Below are 16571 nucleotides of genomic sequence, written 5' to 3'. Positions count from 1 at the left end.
CGCCCACAATGTCTGGTAGACGTTGTAACACGGAAACGGCCAAGTATCATCGTTTCTCGTGCCCAGGTGGCGGAATTGGTAGACGCACTAGGTTCAGGTCCTAGCGGTGGCAACACCGTGGAAGTTCGAGTCTTCTCCTGGGCACCACTTATTCAAATGAAACCCGTCGAAAGTTGGCGAGTCTCATGCAAGACGAAGAAGTCGACTTCGACCGACCTGATCGGTAAAACGGCAAAGAAGTCGATGAGCAATCATCGCAATGTGCCCAGGTGGCGGAATTGGTAGACGCACTAGGTTCAGGTCCTAGCGGTGGCAACACCGTGGAAGTTCGAGTCTTCTCCTGGGCACCACTCTTCAAGAAAAAACCGAGCCTCTGGCTCGGTTTTTTCGTTTCAGCGCCAAACCGGCCAGCAGCGCGCAAAGTGCTCACACTAATCGGCTATCCCCGCAAGTCGCAAAGCAAAAGACCGCCTTCGGGCGGTCTTTTGTTGCAGCAGAATGCTTTGATCAGGCGTATGGATGACGCAGCACGATGGTCTCGTTGCGGTCCGGGCCGGTAGAAATGATATCCACCGGCGCCTCGACCAGCTCCTCGAGGCGCTTGATATAGGCGCGGGCATTGGCAGGCAGCTCATCGAGCGTCTTCGCACCAACGGTCGATTCGCTCCAGCCCGGCATTTCTTCGTAGACCGGTTGCAGGCCATCGTAGCTGTCCGCGTCAGTAGGCGCATCGACGAGCACGTCGCCATTGCGATCCTTGTAACCGACACAGATACGGATGGTTTCCAGCCCATCGAGCACATCGAGCTTGGTCAGGCAGATGCCGGAGATGCTATTGATCTCGATGGCGCGACGCAGAATGACCGCATCGAACCAACCACAACGCCGCGCACGGCCGGTGGTCGAACCGAATTCGTGACCACGCTCGGCCAGACGAGCACCAACATCGTCGAACAGCTCGGTCGGGAACGGACCGGAACCAACGCGGGTGGTGTAGGCCTTGGTGATGCCCAGGATGTAATCCAGGTACAGCGGGCCAAAACCGGAACCGGTCGCAGTACCGCCGGCAGTGGTGCTGGAGCTGGTCACGTACGGATAGGTACCGTGGTCGATATCCAGCAGCGAACCCTGCGCACCTTCGAACATGATGCAGGCGCCCTGCTTGCGCAGCTCGTGCAGACGAGCAGTAACGTCGGTGATCAGCGGCTTGAGGATTTCCGCGTAACCGAGAGCTTCATCGAGGGTCTTCTGGAAATCAACCGGCTCCACCTTGTAGAAGTTCTTCAGCACGAAGTTGTGGTACTCCAACAACTCTCGCAGCTTGACCGCGAAACGCTCCGGATTGAACAGATCAGCAATGCGCAACCCCCGACGCGCAACCTTGTCTTCGTACGCCGGACCAATGCCACGGCCGGTAGTGCCGATCTTGCCTTCCGAACGCGACGCTTCGCGCGCCTGATCCAGGGCCACATGGTAAGGCAGGATCAACGTGCAGGAGGGGCTGATGCGCAGACGCTCACGAACCGGCACACCCTTCTCTTCCAGCTTGGTGATCTCACGCAGCAGCGCATCGGGAGCGACCACCACGCCATTGCCGATCAGGCATTGCACGTTGTCGCGCAGGATGCCGGACGGAATCAGGTGCAACACGGTCTTCTCACCGTCGATGACCAGAGTGTGACCGGCATTGTGGCCGCCCTGGTAACGCACGACCGCAGCCGCCTGATCGGTCAGCAGATCGACGATCTTGCCCTTGCCCTCATCACCCCACTGGGTGCCCAGGACCACGACGTTCTTACCCATAACCCTTTGTCCTCTTCGGCGAAGCATGTGCCGGTCGCAACCGGCGATAATCGAAACCTGGCCAGCACCGCGGTGCGGCGCCACAGCCATCAGGACGCCAGCGAGGCCACCGTCCAGACACCATTACTCAACAGCAGCTGTCGATCGCAGCCCAGCGGCGCGGCATCAGCCTGCGACTGCCCATCGAGCGCCTGCACCACGCGCTCACCCTGACGTCGCAACTCGCGAACCACACGCCACAAACCAGGCTCATCGCCATGCGGCGCCCAAATGCCTGACACAGGCGCCGACAGATCCGCGTTACCCAGGCTGACTAAGGTTTTCAGATCCGTGGAAAAGCCCGTCGCCGGCCGCGCACGACCGAAATCGGCACCGATATCGTCATAACGCCCGCCCTGAGCGATCGACTGACCGACGCCAGGCACAAATACCGCGAACACCACTCCTGTATGGTAGTGATAGCCACGCAATTCGCCCAAATCGAAATACAGCGGAACATCCGGATAACGCGCTGCCAGCTGGTCGGCGATCAGAACCAGCGTTTCCAGCGCCGCCTGCACCTCGGCCGGCGCACCCGTCAACGCCTTACGGGCCTCATCGAGCGCCTGGCGCCCGCCGCACAGCCAGGCCAGCGCACGTAGCATATTAGCCAGAGCAGGTTCGAGCGCAGCAGTCAGTTCGGCAATCTCGTCCATCGCCTTGCGCTGCAACGCATCGAACAGGCGCTGCTCGGAATCGCCATTCAAGCCCGCAGCCTTGGCCAGACCGCGATAAATACCGACATGACCGAGATCCATGTGCACATCCGGAACATCGGCCAGCTCAAGCATCTCCAGCATCAAGCTGATCACTTCGATGTCGCTGGATGCAGAGGCGTCGCCATACAGTTCCGCACCCAACTGGATTGGGCTGCGCGAAGTAGAAAGGGCCTGCGGCTTGGCATGCAGTACGCTGCCGGCGTAACACAGGCGGCTCGGGCCTTCGCGGCGCAAGGTATGCGCATCGACACGAGCCACCTGCGGGGTGATATCGGCACGGAGGCCCATCTGCCGACCAGAAAGCGGATCGATAACCTTGAAGGTACGCAAATCCAGATCCTGCCCGGAACCGGTGAGCAGAGACTCGAGAAACTCCACATGCGGGGTGATGACCAGCTCGTAGCCCCAGCACTGGAACAGGTCCAGCACGCGTCTACGTGCCGTTTCGATACGCGCCGCCTCGGGCGGCAGCACCTCTTCGATGCCATCTGGCAAAAGCCAGCGGTCTACCGTTGCCATTCGCGAAATCACCTCTCGTTCCGGTAAGCCCAGACGAAAACCTTGGCAACAGCCTGGGCTGGCCTTCGGTCGCGTGCAGTTGTATTCGATCATGGCATCCGAGCCATGCCCCCTCAGGGGTCGGCATGACCGCGGCATGCCTGGGATAGCCTGCGACCTCAAGGGCACAGACGCAAAAAAGCCGGGATTTTCCCGGCTGGCGGATCATAGCAATCTTTTCCCTACCGGTCACCCGGCGGCACTCGCGCGCCGCCGGGGAAACCGTTCAGGTGGCCATGAAGCGCTACTTGCTGCTTTCCAGATAGCGGAAGAAGTCGCTCTTCGGATCGAGCACCAGCACATCTTCCTTACTGGAGAAGCTCTCACGGTAGGCCTGCAGGCTACGATGGAAAGCGTAGAACTCCTGATCCTGCCCGTAGGCGGAAGCATAGATCGCAGCCGCCTTGGCATCGCCATCACCGCGCAGCTCTTCAGCCTCGCGGAACGCCTCAGCCAGCAGAACCCGACGCTGACGATCGGCATCCGCACGGATACCTTCAGCAAGCTCCTTACCCTTGGCGCGATGCTCACGAGCCTCGCGCTCGCGCTCGGAGCTCATCCGCTCGAATACGCTGCGGTTCACTTCGCGCGGCAGGTCGATACCCTTGACCCGCACGTCGACGACCTCAATGCCCAACTCCTGCTGTGCCGCACGATTGAGACTGGTGGTGACCTGAGCCATCAGCTCGTCACGCTGCCCGGAAACAGACTCGTGCAAAGTGCGCTTACCGAACTGGTCACGCAGCGCCGCCTCGAGGCGACGTGCCAGACGCTCATCGGCGATCTGCTTGACACCGGAGGTCGCGGTATAGAAGCGCTCGGCATCATCCACGCGCCACTTGGCGTAGGAGTCGACCATCAACGCCTTCTTCTCCAGCGTCAGGAAGCGCGAAGTGGTCGTATCCAGCGTCAGCAGTCGCGCATCGAACTTGCGCACCGAGTTCACGTACGGAATCTTCATGTGCAGACCAGGCTTCACGTCAGGCTCGACGATCCGGCCAAAGCGCAGCAACACTGCACGTTCGGTCTGCGAGACGATGTAGAAGCTGTTCCACAGGACGATTGCGGCGACTACACCCACGATCAGCGCCGTAAGGGATTTATTGCTCATCAGCGACTCTCCCTCGTACGAACTTCACGCGGATCCAGCTCCGGCGGCAGACGAGTGCCCTGAGTTGCGGCACCCGAAGCAACGCCGGCAGGCGCTGGCGAGCTTGCACCGCGGCTGTTGATCATCTTGTCCAACGGCAGATAAAGCAGGTTCTGCCCACCATCGCCGCTGACCATGACCTTGCTGGTATTGCTCATGACTTCCTGCATGGTTTCCAGGTACAGACGCTCACGAGTGACCTCCGGCGCCTTGCGATACTCGGCGACCAGCTTGCTGAAGCGATCAGCCTCACCCGTGGCACGCGAGATTACCGCGTCGCGATAACCACTGGCCTCTTCCAGCATGCGCTGGGCCTGACCGCGGGCTTCGGGGATCACGCCATTGGCGTAGGACTCGGCCTGGTTCTTCTCGCGCTGCTCATCCTCGCGCGCGCGGATCACATCATCGAACGCCTCCTGCACCTCACGCGGCGCTGCCGCACTCTGCAGGTTGACCTGGGTGACGACGATGCCGGTGCCATAGTTGTCGAGGAACCGCTGCAGGCGTTCCTTGACCTCGCCAGCCATGACTTCACGACCCTCGGTCAGCACCTGGTCCATTGCCGTCGAACCCACCACGTGGCGTACGGCGCTGTCGGTAGCATGCTGCAGGCTGATTTCGGGTTGATCGACGCTGAGCACGAACGATTGCAGATTGCTGATCTTGTACTGAACGGTGAGCGGCACCTCGATGATATTCTCATCCTCGGTGAGCATCTGGCCCTGCTTGCTGTAAGAGCGCTCGCGGGTGACGTTCTCCTGGAACTTGCGATCGATCGGCGGGAAGTAGATGTTCAGACCCGGCCCTACCGTCTCGTGATACTTGCCGAAGCGCAGCACGACTGCCTGCTCCTGCTCGTCGACGATGTAGATCGCATTGAACAGCCATACCGCCAGCAAAACGACCAGAGCAACCCACACCAAGCCGAAGCCGCCGCGCTTGCCGCTGCCACCGAAATTGCTGCCACCACCACGCTTCTTGCCGCCGAACATGCCGTTCAGGCTGTCCTGCAGCTTGCGGAAAGCCTCATCGAGGTCCGGCGGGCCTTTCTGGTCGCCGCCGCCACCGCGACGACCACCGCCACCACTGCCCCAGGGATCCTGGTTGTTCGAGTTGCCACCCGGCTCATTCCAAGCCATAGCGCTCTCCATTCAAATAAAGCTAAAGGCGCGCCCACGGCACGCCCGCCAATGCTACAGAAAGCCCCGAACCACCGGCAAAAATGCCTGCGGAGGCTTTATTGCAAAGTGTGTTGCTCGATGAACTCGTCCACCCGCAACCCTTCGCGACTGATCAAGCGATTCAATTCGATTCTCGGCAAACGAACTTCCAGCAGGCTGCCGCCCTCTTCATCATGGGTCTCGCGCTGCACAGCGCTCAGCTCGAAGAACTGCGCACGCAGCCGTCCGAGCCGCTGCGGCAAGCGCAGCGTTCCGACGAACAGGTCATTGCCCAGCAACTCGGCGATCGCCTGACGCACAAGATCCAGACCCAGACCGTCACGCGCCGACACCCAGACCCGCTGCGGCTTGCCATCGGCATCACGCTGAATCTGCGGCTCGATACCCTCCATCAGGTCGACCTTGTTGTAGACCTCGAGCATCGGCAGTTCGTTGGCACCAATCTCACCGAGCACAGCCAACACCTGCTCGATCTGCTGATCGCGCTCCGGCTCGTGCGCATCGATGACATGCAGGAGCAAATCGGCATTGCTGGATTCTTCGAGCGTCGCCCGGAAGGACTCCACCAGCTTGTGCGGCAGATGACGAATGAACCCCACGGTATCGGCCAGCACCACTGGCCCGACATCGTCGAGTTCCAGTCGGCGCAGGGTCGGGTCGAGCGTGGCGAACAGCTGATTCGCCGCGTAAACGTCGGACTCGGTGAGTGCGTTAAACAACGTGGACTTGCCGGCGTTGGTGTAACCGACCAGCGACACCGAGGGAATATCGGCGCGACGACGACCACGCCGAGCCTGCTCGCGCTGCCCGCGGACCTTTTCCAGACGCTGCTTGATTTGACGAATACGCACACGCAAAAGCCGGCGGTCGGTTTCCAGCTGGGTTTCACCCGGACCACGCAGACCGATGCCGCCCTTCTGGCGCTCGAGGTGGGTCCAGCCGCGCACCAGTCGCGTACTCATGTGCTCGAGCTGAGCCAGCTCGACCTGCAGCTTGCCCTCATGGGTGCGGGCACGCTGAGCGAAGATATCCAGAATCAAACCGGTACGGTCCAGCACGCGGCATTCAAGTGCGCGCTCGAGGTTGCGCTCCTGACTGGGCGTGAGCGTGTGATTGAAGATCACCAGCTCGACCTCGCCATCCTTGACGAGGTCATGCAGCTCCTCGACCTTGCCGCTGCCAATCAGGAACTTGGCGGACGGCTGATGCCGAGAGACATTGACGAAGCCGACCGTTTCGGCGCCAGCAGAACGCGCCAGCTCCTGGAATTCCTGTGGGTCCTCGCGTGCCGCGGGGTCCTGGCCATCCAGGTGCACCAGGATAGCCCGCTCACCACCACCGGGACGTTCGAAGAACAAGGAAACCTACCTCAGTCGTTGCCCGACTCGGATTGCTCGGCATCGCCAGCGGTCGGCAGGCGTACTGGACGGCCCGGAACGACGGTGGAAATGGCGTGCTTGTAGACCATCTGGCTGACGGTATTCTTCAGAAGAATGACGAATTGGTCGAAGGATTCGATCTGGCCCTGCAGCTTGATGCCGTTTACCAGATAGATGGAAACCGGAACGCGTTCCTTACGCAGTGTGTTGAGGTAAGGGTCTTGTAGCGAATGCCCTTTTGACATGTGCCGCACTCCTTAGAGGATCTGTTTTCATTAGTGTTCTAAAAGTACAACCGACGATCCACGTGTTGAGAATAGACGGTCAATTCGCAGTGTCAGCTCAATATGGAGAGCGATTGCAGGTATTTCAATGCGCGCGGCAGATTGTCGCGGGACAAACTGTCCAGCCAGTGTACCTCCCCCCAACTGCGCAACCAGGTGAACTGCCGCTTGGCCAGCTGCCGAGTTGCGATGATGCCGCGCTCCACCATTTCCTCTCGGGTCGATGATCCGTCCAGATATTCCCAGACCTGACGATAACCGACCGCGCGAATCGACGGCATTCCGGGATGCAGATCACCGCGGCGCCTCAGGGCTTCGACCTCTTCGACGAATCCCTGTTCAACCATGTGCCGGAAACGGCTCTCGATACGCTCGTGCAGGATATGGCGTTGTGCAGGGGCGATGCACAGTTGCGCGACAGTATAAGGCAAGACTCCTGAGCCCGGCGCGTCTGCGGCGGCTTTTTGCGACCTTTGTCGGGCACGGTGCTCGCTCATGGTCAGTCCGCTGACCCGATAGACTTCCAGCGCTCGCACCAACCGCTGCGGATCGTTGGGATGAATGCGTGCAGCCGACTCCGGATCGACCTGCGCCAGCTCGCGGTGCAGTGCCTGCAATCCTTCTGCGGCGGCCAGCGCCTCCAGCTGGGCGCGGACCAAGGGATCGGCCGCCGGCATATCGGCGAGACCGTCCTGCAATGCCTTGAAATACAACATGGTGCCGCCAACCAGCAGCGGAATGCGGCCCAGCGCAGTGATTTCCGCCATGGCAGCCAGCGCATCGGCACTGAACTCGGCCGCCGAGTAGCTCTCAGCCGGATCGAGGATATCCACCAGGCGGTGCGGGAACTCGGCCAGGACCTCGGCGGAGGGCTTAGCCGTACCGATATCCATGCCACGATAGATCAGCGCCGAGTCGACGCTGATCAGCTCGCAGGGCAGCACGCGCGCCAGCTCCAGCGCCAGATCGGTCTTGCCCGAGGCGGTCGGACCCATAAGAAAGATGGCGGGTGGCAAGGAAGACATCGGCAGGCTCAAGGGCACGGCGGCATAGTTTCAGGTGGCAGGCACTCGACCGCAAGTCTGGCTCGCTGCCGGAGACAGTTGCTCAGCGACCGCGCAGGAACAGTTTGTCCAGTTCGTCCATGCCCAGCTGTGTCCAGGTCGGCCGCCCGTGATTGCACTGCCCGCTGCGCTCGGTGTGCTCCATATCGCGCAGCAAGGCGTTCATTTCCGGCAGCGTGAGGCGGCGGTTGGCCCGCACTGCGCCATGGCAGGCCATGGTTGCCAGTAATTCGTTGAGGTGCGCCTGGATGCGGTCACTGGTGCCGTACTCCAGCAGATCGACAAGCACATCACGCACCAGCTGGGTGGCTTCGGCCTGTTTGAGCAGCGAGGGAATCTGACGGATCGCCAGGGTTTCCGGGCCGAGACGCTGCAGCTCGAAGCCGAGCATCTGGAACCACTGCCCATGCTCTTCCGCGCAATCGGCCTCGCGCTGACTGAGGGCAATGGATTCAGGCACCAGCAGCGGCTGACCGCGCAGCCCTTCGCTGGCCATGGCGGTCTTCAGCCGCTCGTAGGTGATGCGTTCGTGGGCGGCGTGCATATCCACCAGCACCATGCCCTGGGCATTCTCGGCGAGGATATAGACACCTTTGAGCTGCGCCAGCGCATACCCAAGCGGCGGCACGTCATCCTGGCTCGCCGGCAGTGCCGCGGGACCGCTTTCGGGTAGCGGCGTGAAAAACTCGCGATACGCGCCCTGGGCCTCGGCGGTGTAGCCGGCCGCTGCCGGGCGTGACGCCTGATAACCCGCGCCAGCGCCCCGCCAGGCAGGTGTCTCGCCTGGTGGTCGCTCGAGCACGCTGGCGGCCAGACTCATCTCGTTCTGCCCACCGAACTCGCCGGCAGCAAGCCCGGAAACCTGGGTCATCGACGTGACGCTGGCAGGAGCCGCGAGCTGATCTTCCGGCCGCACGTCACCCAGTGCGCGGTGCAGCGTGCCGTAGAGAAAGTCATGCACCATGCGGCTGTCGCGGAAACGCACCTCATGTTTGGTGGGATGCACGTTGACATCCACCACCGCCGGATCGACGTCGAGGAACAGCACGAAGGTCGGGTGCCGGCCGTTGAACAGCACGTCGCGATAGGCCTGGCGCACCGCATGGGCGACCAGCTTGTCGCGCACCATGCGACCGTTGACGTAGAAGTACTGCAGATCGGCCTGGCTACGCGAGAAGGTCGGCAGCCCGACCCAGCCCCAGAGCCGCAGGCCGTTGCGCTCGATCTCGATGGGCAGCGCCTGCTCGAGGAACGCCGAGCCGCAAACGGCAGCTACTCGCCGCGCACGCGACGCGTCATCGCTCGCCTGATGCAGCGCCAGCACCGCCTTGCCGTTATGACGCAGATGGAAAGCGACATCGAAACGCGCCAGCGCCAGTCGCTTGATCACTTCCTGCAAGTGATCGAATTCGGTTTTCTCTGTGCGTAGAAACTTGCGCCGCGCCGGTGTATTGAAGAACAGGTCGCGTACTTCTACCGAAGTGCCAACCGGATGCGCTGCGGGCTGCACCCGCGCTTCCATTTCGCGGCCTTCGGTTTCCACCTGCCAGGCTTCGCTGGCATCGGCGGTGCGCGAGGTCATGGTCAGACGCGAAACGGAACTGATGGAGGCCAGCGCCTCGCCACGAAAGCCGAGGCTCATGACCCGCTCGAGATCTTCAAGATCGCGAATCTTGCTGGTGGCATGACGCGCCAGGGCCAGCGGCAGGTCATCCGGAGGAATACCGCAACCGTCATCTCTTACCCGCAACAGCTTGACGCCACCCTGTTCGACGTCCACCTCGATGCGACTGGCGCCGGAGTCCAGGCTGTTTTCCAGCAGTTCCTTGATCACCGATGCCGGGCGCTCGACCACCTCACCGGCGGCAATCTGGTTCGCCAGCCGCGGACTGAGGAGCTGGATGCGCGGAGTATCGGTCATGGCTGGGAAGCCAGCGTGGTAGCGGGGATATTCAGCGTCTGGCCGACCTTGATCACGTCATTGCTCAGACTGTTGGCGCTGCGCAATGCAGCCAGGCTGACCTGATAACGCTGAGCGAGCAGCGCCAGGCTTTCACCCGAGCGCACGATATGCTCGCGCGGGCCGGCGGCGATTTTGCCCGAGTCACGCAGCCAGGCTACGTAAGTGCCCGGCGGCGGATTTTCGTGGAAGAACTGCCGCACTCCGCTGTGAATCGAGCGTGCCAGCGATTGCTGGTGGCTAGCCGTCTGTAGCTTCTTGGCTTCCGAAGGATTGGAGATAAAGCCGGTTTCAACCAGGATCGACGGGATGTCCGGCGACTTCAGCACCATGAAGCCGGCCTGCTCGACACGGCGTTTGTGCAGCGGCGTGATCCGCCCCATGTTGCTCAGGACCTTCTGCCCAACGTTCAGGCTCGAAGACAGCGAGGCGGTCATCGACAGGTCCAGCAACACGCCGGCGAGCATCTGATCCTTGTCGCCGAGGCTGACGTTGCCGGCACCGCCAATCAGGTCGGAGCGGTTTTCGCTATCGGCCAGCCAGCGCGCAGTTTCCGAGGTAGCACCGCGGTCAGACAGGGCGAAAACCGAGGCACCGTAAGCCGCCGAGCGCGGCGCGGCATCGGCGTGGATCGAGACGAACAGGTCGGCGCCCTTCTTGCGGGCAATCTCGGTACGTTTGCGCAGAGGAATGAAGTAGTCGCCAGTGCGCACCAACTCGGCACGGAAGCCCTTGTCGGCGTTGATCTGGCGCTGCAACTCCTTGGAAATCTGCAATACCACGTGCTTTTCGTAGACCTTGCCGGGACCGATGGCGCCCGGGTCCTCACCACCGTGGCCGGCGTCAATAGCGATCACGATGTCGCGCTTGCTGCCGCCCGTTGCCGGCAGCTTCACCGCGGGCAGGGTTGGCGAAACGGGAGCGGCAGGCGTGGCAGGCGTAGCGGTGACCGGCGGCTGGGTCGCGGCGCGGGCAGCCGTGGCCTGGTCGAACAGATCGACCACCAGTCGGTGACCGTACTGCTGGTTGGGCGCCAGGCTGAAACTCTTCGGCGAGACCGGCGCGTGCAGGTCGACCACCACGCGCAGGGTGTTGGCGTCGTGCTGGCCGGCGCGCAGGGAGGCAACCGGCGTGTTTTGCAGCGCGAGCTTGTCGAGCTCGGCCTTGAGCGTGGCGCCGGTCACGTCGATGACCAGCCGATCGGGCGCGGTGAGCGTGAAGATCTTGTGCTCGACCGGCCCGGACAGATCGAACACCAGGCGGGTGTTGTCCGGCGCGCGCCACAAGCGCACGCTCTGCACATCGCTGACCGCCAACAGGTCCGTTGCCATCAGCAACAGCGCCAGGCCGCCAATAAAGGTGCGAATGCGCATACCCAAACCCATGTTATTCATAGCTCTCCGTCGGTCAGGGCGACACACCAGGCGTCGCCCCGCGCAGTGTGGGGCGACAGGCGCAGCGTACGGCCGGCCTCATGCGGTGCAATGGTAATGTCCATGTCGGCCTTTGGCAAAATGCCGGCCCCGCGTTCTGGCCACTCGATCAGGCACAGCGCATTGCCTTCGAAGTAGTCGCGGATACCGAGGAACTCCAGCTCTTCGGGATCGACCAGACGATACAGGTCGAAGTGGAAAACCTGCACATCGCCCAGCTCATAAGGTTCGACCAGGGTGAAGGTCGGGCTCTTGACCTTGCCCTCATGGCCGAAGCCGCGAATCAGGCCGCGCGACAGCGTGGTCTTGCCCGCGCCGAGATCACCCTGCAGATAGATGACGCCACGACCACCGGTCGCCTTGGCGATGCGCGCACCAACCGCAAGCATCGCCGCCTCGTCCGCGGCGTAGAGATTCACTTCAGGCATGGCGATTGCTCCTCGAGCAACTGACGAATCACGGGAATCAGATCGCTGGCGGCCAGCCCGCGGCCTTGCTGGCCGATACGCTCGCCGGCGGCAGCATGCAGCCAGGCGCCCAGGCAAGCCGCGTCGAATGGAGCCAGGCCTTGCGCAAGCAGAGCGCCGAGAACGCCCGCCAGCACATCACCGAGGCCGGCGCTGGCCATGGCTGGATGGCCGCGATCGCACAGCGCGAGGCGGCCATCCGGTGCGGCGATCAGCGTACCGGCGCCCTTGAGCAGCGCCACGCAGGCATAACGCTGCGCCAATGCGCGCGCCGCGGCCGGGCGATCAGCCTGCACTTCGGCCACCGAGCATTGCAGCAGCCGCGCAGCCTCACCCGGATGTGGCGTGATCAGGCTTCCGGACGGCAGGTCGACGACCCCACTCGCCAGAAGGTTCAGCGCATCCGCGTCCCACACCTGCGGCAGATCACGCTGCGCCGTCAGCGACAGCAGGCTGCGTCCCCATGGCGCCTGACCGAGCCCTGGGCCGACCACCAGCACATCGGCGCGCTCGACCAGCGCCGTCAGGCCATAGGTCGACTCGACACCACTGCACATGATTTCCGGGCAGCGCACCAACGAAGCGGTGACGTGCTCTGGACGGGTCGCCAGCGTCACCATGCCCGCACCACAGCGCAACGCCGCCTCGGCGCTAAGCAGTGCGGCGCCGCCAGTCCCCAGATCGCCGCCAATCACCAGCACCTGTCCGAAGCTGCCCTTGTGTGCAGTTGCCGAACGGGGCGCGACCCGCGCCAGCGAACCGTGGTCCAGGCGCACCGCCTCGCTCGCCACCTGCGCGACGATCGCCGGATCGGCCTGCAGATCGTCGAACACCAGGGTGCCGACGCGATCCGGGCCGTCCGCAGTGAACAGGCCAAGCTTGAGGCCGATAAAGGTGACACTGAGATCGGCGCGCACCGCATGACCCAGCACCCGCCCGCTGTTGGCACAGAGGCCGGACGGCAGATCGATGGCCAGCACCGGTAGCGCACTGGCATTGATCGCCTCGATCGCTGCGACATATGGCTCGCGCACGTCACCGCCAATGCCGGTGCCCAGTAGCGCATCCACCAGCACGCCCTGCAACATCGCCTCGGCATGCCAGGGCTCGACGACCACACCGCTCGCCTGCGCCTCGCTCAGGGCCTGCGCGGCATCGCCTTGCAGCATCTGGGGATCGCCCACCGCCAGCACCCGCACCAGCCAACCGGCGCGCTGCGCCAGCGCCGCCACCAGGTAGCCGTCGCCGGCGTTATTGCCACGTCCGGCCAGCACGGTGACAGCACTCGCATCGGGCCAGCGCCGACGCAGTGCGCGCCAGGCGGCATGGGCGGCACGCTGCATGAGTTCGAAACCGGGCGTACCGCTGGCGATCAGACGAGCATCGAGTTCGCGCACCTGGGCGGCGGTATACAGAGCGATGGGCAGGAAGTCGGTCATCGGAGCAGGGATCATCGCGGCGGAATGTCTGGCAGAATTATACGCACCAGCCTGTCATGCCGCTCTCTAATGTCCAGCCTCCCTCCTGATCCCGCCGCCCTCGCCCAATCCATCAAGGAATGGGGCCGTGAGCTCGGCTTTCAGCAAGTTGGCATTACCGACGTGAACCTCGGCGAGCACGAAGCGCACCTCGACGCCTGGCTGGCGGCCGGCTATCAGGGCGAGATGGACTACATGGCCGCCCACGGCAGCAAGCGCTCACGACCGGACGAACTGGTGCCGGGCACCCTCAGGGTGATCTCGCTGCGCATGGACTACCTGCCCGGCGACACGCGCATGACTCAGCAGCTCGCAAGCCCGGAGAAGGCCTATGTGTCGCGCTACGCGCTGGGCCGCGATTATCACAAGCTGATCCGCAAACGCATCCAGCAGCTCGCCGAGCGCATTCAGCAGGTGGTCGGCCCGTTCGGCTTTCGCGCCTTCGTCGACAGCGCGCCGGTGCTGGAGAAGGCCGCCGGACAACAGGCCGGGCTCGGCTGGATCGGCAAGAACACCCTGCTGCTCAATCGCAAGGCCGGCAGCTGGTTCTTTCTTGGCGAGCTGTTCGTCGACATCGCCCTGCCGGTCGACGAACCGACGAGCCGCGATCACTGCGGTAGCTGCCACGCCTGCCTGGACGTCTGCCCCACCGACGCTTTCGTCGGTGAACGGCTGCTGGATGCGCGACGCTGCATTTCCTACCTGACCATCGAGCTGAAAGGCGCAATCCCGGTCGAGCTGCGCGACAAGATCGGCAACCGTGTATTCGGCTGCGATGATTGCCAGATCGTCTGTCCGTGGAACCGTTTCGCTCGCCCCACCGAGCAGAGTGACTTTCAGCCACGCCACAGCCTGGACAACGCCGAGCTGGCAACGCTGTTCCGCTGGACAGAAGAGGAGTTTCTCAGCCGCACCGAGGGCTCGCCGCTGCGTCGCGCTGGCTACCAGCGCTGGCTGCGCAATCTCGCGGTCGGCCTGGGCAATGCGCCGTCGAGCATTCCGGTGCTGGAAGCGCTCGAAGCACGCCGCGACGATCCGTCAGAACTGGTCCGCGAGCATGTCGAGTGGGCGCTGAAGCAGCACGCCCAGCGCCAGCCCGACTGACTGACCGGCCCTAAGGCCGCATCAGCCCTGAGGGGATGCCTGCGCCGGAACGCTGGCTGGAGCTGCGCTGAGCTCACGCAGCTGCTCGGCATCCAGCGTCTCCTGTTGCAGCAAGCGACGCGCACAGCGCTCAAGCAGTTCCCGCCGAGCTTCGAGTAGCTCAAGGCTGCGCTGGAATGCCGCCTGCACCAGCTCTTGCACTTCCTCGTCGATGGCCGTGGCGGTGCTCTCGGCATAGTCATGTTGCGGCTTGAGGCCGAGCATCGCCTCGTTGCCAAGGAACGAGTTCGGCTCACGCTCCAGCGCCAGGTGGCCGAGACGCTTGGACATGCCGTAGCGGGTGACCATGGCGCGGGCGATGTCGGTGACCTTGGCCAGATCATCCGCCGCGCCGGTGGACAGATGCGTATACACCAACCACTCCGCCGCGCGCCCGCCGAGCAGCACGGCCATCTTGTTTTCCAGCTCGTCGCGGGTCATCAGGAAGCGGTCCTCGATGGGCCGCTGGATGGTGTAGCCCAGCGCGCCCATGCCGCGCGGGATGATCGACACCTTGTGCACCGGGTCTACCCCAGGCAGCGCCATGGCTACCAGGGCATGACCCATTTCGTGATAGGCGACGATCTCCCGCTCGCGCGGGTTGAGCAGGCGATTGCGCTTCTCCAGCCCGGCGATGATGCGCTCGATAGCCGCGGTGAAGTCCTCCATCGCCACTGCCTCGGCATTGCGCCGGGTCGCCAGCAGGGTCGCCTCGTTGACCAGGTTGGCGAGGTCGGCACCGGTGAAGCCCGGCGTCAGCGCGGCGATAGCCTGCGGATCGACATCGGTGCCCAGCCGGGATTTCTTCAGGTGCACATTGAGGATCTGTACCCGCCCGACCTTGTCCGGCCGATCGACCAGCACCTGACGGTCGAAACGGCCGGCGCGCAGCAGGGCCGGGTCGAGAATTTCCGGACGATTGGTGGCGGCCAGCAGAACCAGACCGCTGGAGGTGTCGAAACCGTCCATCTCCACCAACAGCTGGTTGAGCGTCTGCTCCTTCTCGTCATGCCCACCGGACAACGGCCCGGCACCGCGGGCGCGGCCGAGGGCATCCAGTTCGTCGATGAAGATGATCGCCGGCGCCTGGGCCCGCGCCTGTTCGAACAGGTCACGCACCCGCGCGGCACCGACGCCGACGAACATCTCGACAAACTCGGAGCCGGAAATGGAGAAGAACGGCACTTTCGCCTCACCAGCCACGGCCCGTGCCAGCAGCGTTTTGCCGGTGCCAGGCGGGCCGACCAGCAGCACGCCTTTCGGCATGCGCCCGCCGAGGCGACCGTAAGTCTGCGGGTCGCGGAGGAATTCGATGATTTCCTTGAGCTCATCCTTGGCCTCGTCGACCCCGGCCACGTCGGCGAAGGACACCTTCATGTCGGTCTCGACGTAAACCCGCGCCTTGCTCTTGCCGATCTGCATCATGCCGCCGCCACCCAGACCGCTGCCGATGCGCTTGAGCAGGAACAGCCAGATGCCGAAGAACAGCATGGCCGGCACGATCCACGACAGCAGGTCACGCACCAGCGTGCTTTCCACCTTGCCGGTGTAGCGCACCGGATACTGCTGCAGATGCTCGGCCAGCTGCGGCTCGACGCGATTGCTGATGAACCGCCGCTGACCGCTGGCCAACGGCTCCTTGAGCAGGCCTTCGATACGCCGCTCGGTGATCGCCAGCTCTTCGACGCGGCCTTCCTTGAGGTGCTGCTCGAACTCGCTGTAGGGGATGGTCGCCACTTCCTGCTGGATCGACAGCAGATACTGCAGGCCGAGGAACACCAGAATGGCGATCATCCAGTAATTCATATGGAACTGAGCCCGGTCTTTCACACCCTTCTCCTTGTGCCGCGAGCACGCGCAGCGCTGTCAGACGCCTCGATTATGCCTGCTGCCCCGCCGCCAGGCCTGGACTC

13 protein-coding genes and 2 tRNA genes are annotated in these 16571 nt (G+C 63.3%); 3 read left to right on the top strand and 12 right to left on the bottom strand.

The genetic code is table 11. From position 1 onward, the window contains the following. Positions 1-60: 60 nt before the first annotated feature. Both BHD08_RS03375 and BHD08_RS03370 read left to right on the top strand, forming a co-directional pair. Positions 61-147: transfer RNA gene (locus tag BHD08_RS03375), tRNA-Leu, on the top strand. A 116-nt stretch (positions 148-263) separates the two neighbouring features. Next, positions 264-350: transfer RNA gene (locus BHD08_RS03370), tRNA-Leu, on the top strand. A 157-nt stretch (positions 351-507) separates the two neighbouring features. Here the strand turns inward: BHD08_RS03370 and BHD08_RS03365 are convergent. The 11 genes from BHD08_RS03365 to BHD08_RS03315 form a co-directional block, all read right to left on the bottom strand. Beyond that, a complete protein-coding gene (locus BHD08_RS03365; RefSeq protein WP_125020794.1) occupies positions 508-1803 on the bottom strand; it encodes an adenylosuccinate synthase in 1296 nt (431 codons plus the stop codon). An 89-nt stretch (positions 1804-1892) separates the two neighbouring features. Further along, positions 1893-3080 carry an ATP phosphoribosyltransferase regulatory subunit gene (locus BHD08_RS03360; protein WP_125020793.1) on the bottom strand — a complete coding sequence of 396 codons (1188 nt, stop codon included), beginning with the start codon at positions 3078-3080 and terminating at the stop codon, positions 1893-1895. A gap of 283 nt (positions 3081-3363) precedes the next feature. Beyond that, a complete protein-coding gene (gene hflC / locus BHD08_RS03355) occupies positions 3364-4230 on the bottom strand; it encodes a protease modulator HflC (protein ID WP_015275634.1) in 867 nt (288 codons plus the stop codon). Next, entirely contained in the window at positions 4230-5408 is a 1179-nt protein-coding gene (gene hflK / locus BHD08_RS03350; protein ID WP_125020792.1) for an FtsH protease activity modulator HflK, read from the bottom strand. Before hflK ends, hflC begins: the two co-directional genes overlap by 1 nt. 98 nt (positions 5409-5506) lie before the next feature. Continuing rightward, positions 5507-6808, bottom strand: coding sequence for a ribosome rescue GTPase HflX (gene hflX / locus BHD08_RS03345; RefSeq protein ID WP_015275632.1), 1302 nt, complete (start codon positions 6806-6808; stop codon positions 5507-5509). An 11-nt stretch (positions 6809-6819) separates the two neighbouring features. Then, positions 6820-7074, bottom strand: coding sequence for an RNA chaperone Hfq (gene hfq / locus BHD08_RS03340; RefSeq protein WP_003283098.1), 255 nt, complete (start codon positions 7072-7074; stop codon positions 6820-6822). 92 nt (positions 7075-7166) lie between these two features. Next, positions 7167-8138, bottom strand: coding sequence for a tRNA (adenosine(37)-N6)-dimethylallyltransferase MiaA (gene miaA, locus BHD08_RS03335; protein ID WP_125020791.1), 972 nt, complete (start codon positions 8136-8138; stop codon positions 7167-7169). An 82-nt stretch (positions 8139-8220) separates the two neighbouring features. Further along, positions 8221-10098 (bottom strand): DNA mismatch repair endonuclease MutL, encoded by a 1878-nt coding sequence (gene mutL, locus BHD08_RS03330; protein ID WP_125020790.1) that lies wholly within the window; start codon positions 10096-10098, stop codon positions 8221-8223. Next, positions 10095-11510 carry an N-acetylmuramoyl-L-alanine amidase gene (locus BHD08_RS03325; protein ID WP_125020954.1) on the bottom strand — a complete coding sequence of 472 codons (1416 nt, stop codon included), beginning with the start codon at positions 11508-11510 and terminating at the stop codon, positions 10095-10097. The genes mutL and BHD08_RS03325 overlap by 4 nt, the downstream gene beginning before the upstream one ends. A 17-nt stretch (positions 11511-11527) precedes the next feature. Continuing rightward, positions 11528-11998, bottom strand: coding sequence for a tRNA (adenosine(37)-N6)-threonylcarbamoyltransferase complex ATPase subunit type 1 TsaE (gene tsaE, locus BHD08_RS03320; protein WP_125020789.1), 471 nt, complete (start codon positions 11996-11998; stop codon positions 11528-11530). Next, the gene (locus BHD08_RS03315) at positions 11986-13476 is read right to left on the bottom strand and encodes an NAD(P)H-hydrate dehydratase (protein ID WP_125020788.1); all 1491 of its coding nucleotides are present in this window, start codon (positions 13474-13476) and stop codon (positions 11986-11988) included. The genes tsaE and BHD08_RS03315 overlap by 13 nt, the downstream gene beginning before the upstream one ends. Positions 13477-13545: 69 nt before the next feature. Here BHD08_RS03315 and queG point away from each other — a divergent pair, with 69 nt between their 5' ends. After that, entirely contained in the window at positions 13546-14619 is a 1074-nt protein-coding gene (queG, locus tag BHD08_RS03310) for a tRNA epoxyqueuosine(34) reductase QueG (RefSeq protein ID WP_125020787.1), read from the top strand. Positions 14620-14640: 21 nt separating this feature from the next. On the opposite strand, the gene ftsH is transcribed toward queG, so the two are convergent. Next, positions 14641-16488, bottom strand: a complete 1848-nt coding sequence (gene ftsH / locus BHD08_RS03305) for an ATP-dependent zinc metalloprotease FtsH (RefSeq protein WP_015275625.1) — start codon at positions 16486-16488, stop codon at positions 14641-14643. Positions 16489-16571 lie beyond the last annotated feature (83 nt).

It is taken from the genome of Pseudomonas sp. SCT (genome assembly GCF_003864275.1).
In the GTDB taxonomy this organism is placed as follows: domain Bacteria; phylum Pseudomonadota; class Gammaproteobacteria; order Pseudomonadales; family Pseudomonadaceae; genus Stutzerimonas; species Stutzerimonas stutzeri_AE.
Note: the sequence above shows the minus strand (reverse complement) of the source record. Positions and strands in the feature narration are given on the sequence as shown.